Annotated in this window: 6 protein-coding genes; 2 read left to right on the top strand and 4 right to left on the bottom strand. The window is 69.2% G+C overall.

What is annotated here, in order from left to right:
• Nucleotides 1-25: 25 nt before the first annotated feature.
• Entirely contained in the window at nucleotides 26-256 is a 231-nt protein-coding gene (locus IEZ21_RS15865) for a DUF4287 domain-containing protein (protein WP_033323288.1), read from the bottom strand.
• 102 nt (nucleotides 257-358) lie between these two features.
• Here IEZ21_RS15865 and IEZ21_RS15860 point away from each other — a divergent pair, with 102 nt between their 5' ends.
• Complete coding sequence (locus IEZ21_RS15860; protein WP_189322516.1) at nucleotides 359-670, top strand: hypothetical protein; 312 nt, start codon at nucleotides 359-361, stop codon at nucleotides 668-670.
• A 45-nt stretch (nucleotides 671-715) separates the two neighbouring features.
• Here the strand turns inward: IEZ21_RS15860 and IEZ21_RS15855 are convergent, their stop codons facing one another.
• From IEZ21_RS15855 to IEZ21_RS15845, 3 genes are all read right to left on the bottom strand, one after another.
• Nucleotides 716-1498 (bottom strand): hypothetical protein, encoded by a 783-nt coding sequence (locus IEZ21_RS15855; protein ID WP_033323290.1) that lies wholly within the window; start codon nucleotides 1496-1498, stop codon nucleotides 716-718.
• Nucleotides 1499-1782: 284 nt separating this feature from the next.
• Nucleotides 1783-3003 carry an acetyl-CoA C-acetyltransferase gene (locus tag IEZ21_RS15850; RefSeq protein ID WP_189322515.1) on the bottom strand — a complete coding sequence of 407 codons (1221 nt, stop codon included), beginning with the start codon at nucleotides 3001-3003 and terminating at the stop codon, nucleotides 1783-1785.
• Between the two features lie 226 nt (nucleotides 3004-3229).
• Nucleotides 3230-4249, bottom strand: coding sequence for an SGNH/GDSL hydrolase family protein (locus IEZ21_RS15845; protein ID WP_189322514.1), 1020 nt, complete (start codon nucleotides 4247-4249; stop codon nucleotides 3230-3232).
• 147 nt (nucleotides 4250-4396) lie between these two features.
• On the opposite strand from IEZ21_RS15845, the gene IEZ21_RS15840 reads away from it, so the two are divergent.
• Nucleotides 4397-5788, top strand: coding sequence for a cystathionine beta-synthase (locus IEZ21_RS15840; RefSeq protein WP_189322513.1), 1392 nt, complete (start codon nucleotides 4397-4399; stop codon nucleotides 5786-5788).
• The last annotated feature ends 212 nt before the right edge of the window (nucleotides 5789-6000 follow it).

Below are 6000 nucleotides of genomic sequence, written 5' to 3'. Positions count from 1 at the left end.
GTCGATGTTTCTCCCTGGTGCGCGCTCAGAGCAGTTTGCGCGCTGCCCTCCTCAGGTCGTACTCGTGAATGATCGCTTTGGCGTGGCCGTACGCGAGGTTGTGCTCGGCGCGGAGCCAGCTGACCTTCTCCTCGAAGCGGAAGAGAGCGGGGCCTTCGTCGACGGTGCGCAGCCAGTCGGACACTTCACGACCGGTGCAGTGAGGGATACGGGCGAGCATGTTGCGGTGGGTCTCCTCGGAGAAGACTTGGGACATCGGCGCCTCCGGACGCATGGGATGTAAGCCGGTCCTTCAAGTCACGGTGCCTGAGCGTTGGCTTGTTGGCAACAGTCCGGTTGAGGCGCGTAGTCTCGCGGCGTGCTGGATACGACCCCCCTGACCCGCGCCGTGGACCATTTCGCCGACCGGTTGCGGGCCGCTCCGCAGAGCCGGCTCCAAAGGGGCGCGGCAGCCGAAGCGCTGGGTCTGGCCAGGGAGTTGGCGGTGCGTGCCCAGCGGATCGAGGACGCTTCGGGGCCGGTGCGGGAGATGCCCGACGCGGGGATGTTCGCCGCGGCCGACCAGATCATGGTCGCCGGGCACGATCTGGCTGTCGTACTGAGAAACGAGGGGGAGCTCGCGGAGGCGGTGCGGCTCGTGGCGGAGGCGCAGAAACGCGCCGGGGTGTAGTCCTCCGCTCCCGGCGCGTGTGGGTCTCGTGGGGCTCGCGGGCCCTTACAGCGACGCTATGACCCGGTCCGCGAGTATGTAGACGTTCTCCTCGCCGCAGGCGAAGGTCAGGGCGTACGCGCCCGAGATGCCCGAGCCGCCCAGGAGTACGGGCGTCTCGCCCGCTTGGAGTGCGGTGACCAGTTGCTCGGCGGTCTCGCGGTGGCCGGGGGTCATGCAGAGCGTGGTGCCGTCGGCGAAGACGTAGACGTCGAGTGTGCCCAGCGGGCCGGGGCGGACGTCGGTCAGTTCCGTACGGGACTCGGCCAGGTCCTCCAGGCAGGCGACCGTACGCTCGTGATCGTTCACGACCGGTGACTGGACCGGTACGAAGTCGGGGTGCGAGGGGTGGCGGCGGCGGGCCGCGGCCAGCTCGGCGGAGTCCGCGGCGAACTCCTCGGCGTCGGCGCCGGGCTCCGTCACCGATTCCAGGTGGTCCAGGCCCGCGAAGTCCGACTGCCGGGGCAGGAACAGTTCGCTGTCCGGCAGTCCGAGCAGCGTGGGTGCGTCCGAGGCGTCACGCGCCTCCTGAGCGGCCCAGAACGCCCGCGCCTCGGCCAGCTCCCGCTCCCGCTCCTCCGCGAGCGCCTCGGCGACGGCAGCGCGTATCTCACCCGTGTCCGCGGCCGAGCGAGCCGCGGGCACGACGGCGCGCGCGCCCGCCACACGGCTCGCGGTGAGCTCCGTGTGCAGGGACGCGACCTGTCGGCGCAGCCCGAGCACGGCGCGCAGGGTGGCGACGCCCACGGCCAGGGCGGCGGCCGCGGTGAGCAGTAGGGCAAGAGGGATGGCGCTCACTGACGTACTCCCGGTTCAAAGTCGACCCCCGACTTCCTACATCAGCTTGAAGGGCGGACTATCCACCTGTCAGTGCGTAACGTCACGAAAAGGACAGGACATTCAGCCCGGAGTTTCCCAGGGGAACGGTTCTGACCTGCGTAAATCGCGCCCCGGAGGGAGATAGGTCACATCCTGGGGGAGATTGGATCACAAAACGGCCCAGAGCCCCGGGGGTTACTGGGTTCTGGGCCGCTTCGGTCACGCAGGGTTCAACTGCTGTTACCCGTACGGCTTCAGCTGAGGCGCTCGATGACCATCGCCATGCCCTGGCCGCCGCCGACGCACATCGTCTCCAGACCGAACTGCTTGTCGTGGAACTGGAGGGAGTTGATGAGCGTGGCGGTGATACGGGCGCCGGTCATGCCGAAGGGGTGGCCGACCGCGATCGCGCCGCCGTTGACGTTCAGCTTGTCGAGCGGGATGTTCAGGTCGCGGTAGCTCGGGATGACCTGGGCGGCGAAGGCCTCGTTGATCTCGGCCAGGTCGATGTCGTCGATGGTCAGGCCGGCGCGGGTGAGCGCCTGCTTCGACGCCTCCACCGGTCCGTAGCCCATGATCTCGGGAGACAGACCCGAGACGCCCGTGGAGACGATCCGGGCGAGCGGGGTCAGCCCCAGCTCACGGGCCTTGGTGTCGCTCATGATCACGAGGGCGGCGGCGCCGTCGTTCAGCGGGCAGCAGTTCCCGGCCGTGACGAGCCCGTCCGGGCGGAAGACCGGCTTCAGGCCCTGGACGCCCTCCAGCGTCACACCCGCACGCGGACCGTCGTCCTTGCCGACGACCGTGCCGTCGGGCGTGGTGACCGGGGTGATCTCGCGCTCCCAGAAGCCGTTCTTGATGGCTTCCTCGGCGAGGTTCTGCGAACGGACGCCGAACTCGTCCATGTCCTGGCGGGTGACGCCCTTCAGACGGGCCAGGTTCTCCGCGGTCTGCCCCATCGCGATGTACGGGTCGGGGAGGAGGCCGTCCTCCCGCGGGTCGTGCCAGTCGGCGCCCTCGCTCTGCGCGACCTCGGCGGTACGGACCTCGGCGTCGGCGAAGACGGGATTGTGCGTGTCGGGCATCCCGTCGCTCGAACCCTTCACGCTCCGGCTGACCATCTCCACGCCCGCCGAGATGAACACGTCGCCCTCGCCCGCTTTGATGGCGTGCAGCGCCATGCGGCTGGTCTGGAGCGAGGAGGAACAGTAACGGGTGATGGTGCAGCCCGGGAGGTGGTCCATGCCCATCTGCACGGCGACGATGCGGCCCAGGTTGTGGCCCTGCTCGCCGCCGGGCAGGCCGCAGCCGAGCATCAGGTCGTCGATGTCCTTCGGGTCCAGCGCCGGCACCTTGGCCAGCGCGGCCTCGATGATCGTGGCGGTCAGGTCGTCCGGGCGCAGGTCCTTCAGCGAGCCCTTGAAGGCGCGGCCGATCGGTGAACGGGCTGCGGAGACGATCACGGCTTCGGGCATTACGGCTCCATTGGAAAAAAGGGGCGGCGCGTAGCGCCTCGTTGAGGGGCGGCGGTCGGGTGGCGGGTGGGAGGGTGTGACTTGACAGGCCTGTCAAGGAAGTTACCCGCACGTACCGTCAAGGTCACGGGTATCGCCGTGTGACCCCGGCCGCTTTTTTCTAAGCGCTTGCTTTGCACTCCGTCGTGAACTCCGCTGAGGGGCCCGACAACCGAGCCCCCACCGCTCAACCGCCGGAGGCAGGCGCCGGGTCACTGGCCGGCACCCGCCGCCGACGCCGCCGCTTCAACAGTGCCCAAGGACCCCGTGGCCCCGTGGGCATGGCGGCAGCGACCTCCGTGCCGGCCTCCGACGCCGCCTCCGCGGCGGCCCGGGCCACCGGCAGGAACCCCTCGCGGCGGGAAGCGTCCGGACGCTCCTCCTCCGCAGGCCAGAGCCCCAGCGCGGCGCACACCGTGGGAAGCATCGCCATCGCAGCGGTCGCGTACCCCTCCGCCGAGGGGTGGTAGTTGTCAGGCCCGAACAACTCACGAGGATTGGCCGCGAACTCGGGCCCCAACAGGTCCCCCAGAGACACCGTCCGCCCGCCCTGCTCCACCGTCCCGATCGTCTGCGCCGCCGCCAACTGCCGCGAGGCCCGCCGGGCCAGCCAGCGCAACGGCTGCTGGACAGGCTCGATGGTGCCCAGGTCGGGACACGTACCGACGACCACCTCCGCCCCGGCCGTACGAAGACGACGTACCGCCGCGGACAGATGCCGGACCGACTGCGTCGCAGGCATACGGTGCGTGACATCGTTCGCGCCGATCATGATCACGCATACGTCGGGGACCCTGTCCGGGTCCCCGAGTGCCAGGACGACCTGGCGATCCAGGTCGTCCGACTGGGCGCCAGGCAACGCCACGTTCCGCAACGACACCGGCCGCTCGGCCACCGCCGCAAGCCCCGAGGCCAGCAGCGCGCCCGGCGTCTGGCGAGCCCGGTGCACACCCTGCCCCGCGGCCGTGGAGTCCCCGAGCATGGTCAGCCGCAAAAGCTCACCGGCACCGACGTACGCACGCCCGTACAGTCCGTCCGCGCTGGGCGGATGCGGACTGTGGCCGTTCCCCACCTGCCGCTTCGCCAGCTGCACCTCGGCCAGCACAAGGCCGATCGTCGCCGCGCCCAGCAACCCGATCCCACCGCCGCCATACGCCGCGCCCGCCGCGATCCGCCGTGCCACCCTCGCCCTCGACAAGCTCGACATGCGAAGCCGCCACCTCCTTCAAACCCGTACACCCACTGCTTGCCCCGCGGAGACTGTCGGCCAATCTCAACACAGCGTGAACGCCCGGTAGGGGGCTTACTCTGACGGAACCACCCCGACCACTTCTTTTAAGCTCCGGAGACAACGGTGCAATTCCACGACTCGATGATCAGTCTCGTCGGCAACACCCCGCTGGTGAGGCTCAACAGCGTGACCGCCGGTATCCAGGCGACCGTCCTCGCGAAGGTCGAGTACTTCAACCCCGGCGGCTCCGTGAAGGACCGCATCGCCCTGCGCATGATCGAGGCCGCGGAGGAGAGCGGAGCCCTCAAGCCCGGGGGCACGATCGTCGAACCGACCAGTGGGAACACAGGTGTCGGGCTCGCCATCGTGGCGCAGCAGAAGGGGTACAAGTGCATCTTCGTGTGCCCCGACAAGGTGTCCACCGACAAGATCAATGTGCTGCGCGCGTACGGCGCCGAGGTCGTCGTATGCCCGACCGCCGTGGACCCCGAGCACCCGGACTCGTACTACAACGTCTCCGACCGGCTGGTCCGTGAGACCCTCGGCGCCTGGAAGCCCGACCAGTACTCCAACCCGCACAACCCCCTCTCGCACTACCACTCCACCGGCCCCGAGCTGTGGGAGCAGACGGAGGGGCGGATCACGCACTTCGTCACCGGGGTCGGGACGGGCGGCACCATCTCCGGTACGGGGCGGTATCTGAAGGACGCGAGTGACGGCAGGGTCCAGGTCATCGGCGCCGACCCGGAGGGGTCCGTGTACTCCGGCGGATCCGGGCGGCCGTATCTCGTGGAAGGCGTGGGCGAGGACTTCTGGCCCACCGCCTACGACCGGACCGTCGCGGACGAGATCGTCGCCGTGTCCGACAAGGACTCCTTCCAGATGACGCGACGGCTCGCGAAGGAGGAAGGGCTGCTCGTCGGCGGGTCCTGCGGGATGGCCGTCGTGGCGGCGCTGGAGGTGGCCTCGCGGCTCGGGCCCGACGATGTGGTGGTCGTGTTGTTGCCGGACAGTGGGCGTGGGTACCTTAGTAAAATTTTCAACGATGAATGGATGGCCGACTACGGCTTCCTGGAGGACAGCGGGCCGAGCGCGCGTGTCGGCGATGTGCTCAGCGACAAGGCGGGCGGTTCCATCCCCTCCCTCGTCCATATGCACCCGGACGAGACGGTCGGGGAGGCGATCGAGGTGCTGCGCGAGTACGGCGTCTCGCAGATGCCGGTCGTCAAGCCGGGCGCCGGACACCCGGACGTGATGGCCGCCGAGGTCGTCGGCTCGGTCGTCGAACGGGAGCTGCTGGGAGCCCTGTTCAGCAAGTCGGCTTCCCTCGAGGACCCGCTGGAGAAGCACATGTCGGCGCCGCTGCCGCAGGTCGGCTCCGGTGAGCCGGTGGCCGACCTGATGTCCGTACTCGGCGCGGCCGATGCGGCGATCGTGCTGGTCGAGGGCAAGCCGACGGGGGTAGTCAGCCGTCAGGACCTGTTGTCCTTCCTGGCGAAGAGCAACCAGCAGTAGGAATTCCGGTGAACCGCGCGTGCCGGAGAGGAACTTCCGGCACGCGTGACCCGTGCGGAACTTCGCGGAAGTGGTACGAGCGCGTCACGTCCGCGCAGCACCGGCTTAACACGGGTCCGGCACTGTTGTGGATGTCGGCAAGGGCGGGAGCGGCTCCCCGCTCAGGCCGACGCCGAACGGCGCCAAGGACCTCCGGAGCGGCTCCCGGACCT

Source organism: Streptomyces flaveus (genome assembly GCF_014647675.1).
Classification (GTDB): Bacteria; Actinomycetota; Actinomycetes; order Streptomycetales; family Streptomycetaceae; genus Streptomyces; species Streptomyces flaveus.
Note: the sequence above shows the minus strand (reverse complement) of the source record. Positions and strands in the feature narration are given on the sequence as shown.

Bases quoted from the DNA above. Each gene is read 5' to 3' on its own strand.
- IEZ21_RS15865 (WP_033323288.1), bottom strand. From the start codon at position 256: ATGTCCCAAGTCTTCTCCGAGGAGACCCACCGCAACATGCTCGCCCGT.
- IEZ21_RS15850 (WP_189322515.1), bottom strand. From the start codon at position 3,003: ATGCCCGAAGCCGTGATCGTCTCCGCAGCCCGTTCACCGATCGGCCGC.
- IEZ21_RS15845 (WP_189322514.1), bottom strand. From the start codon at position 4,249: ATGTCGAGCTTGTCGAGGGCGAGGGTGGCACGGCGGATCGCGGCGGGC.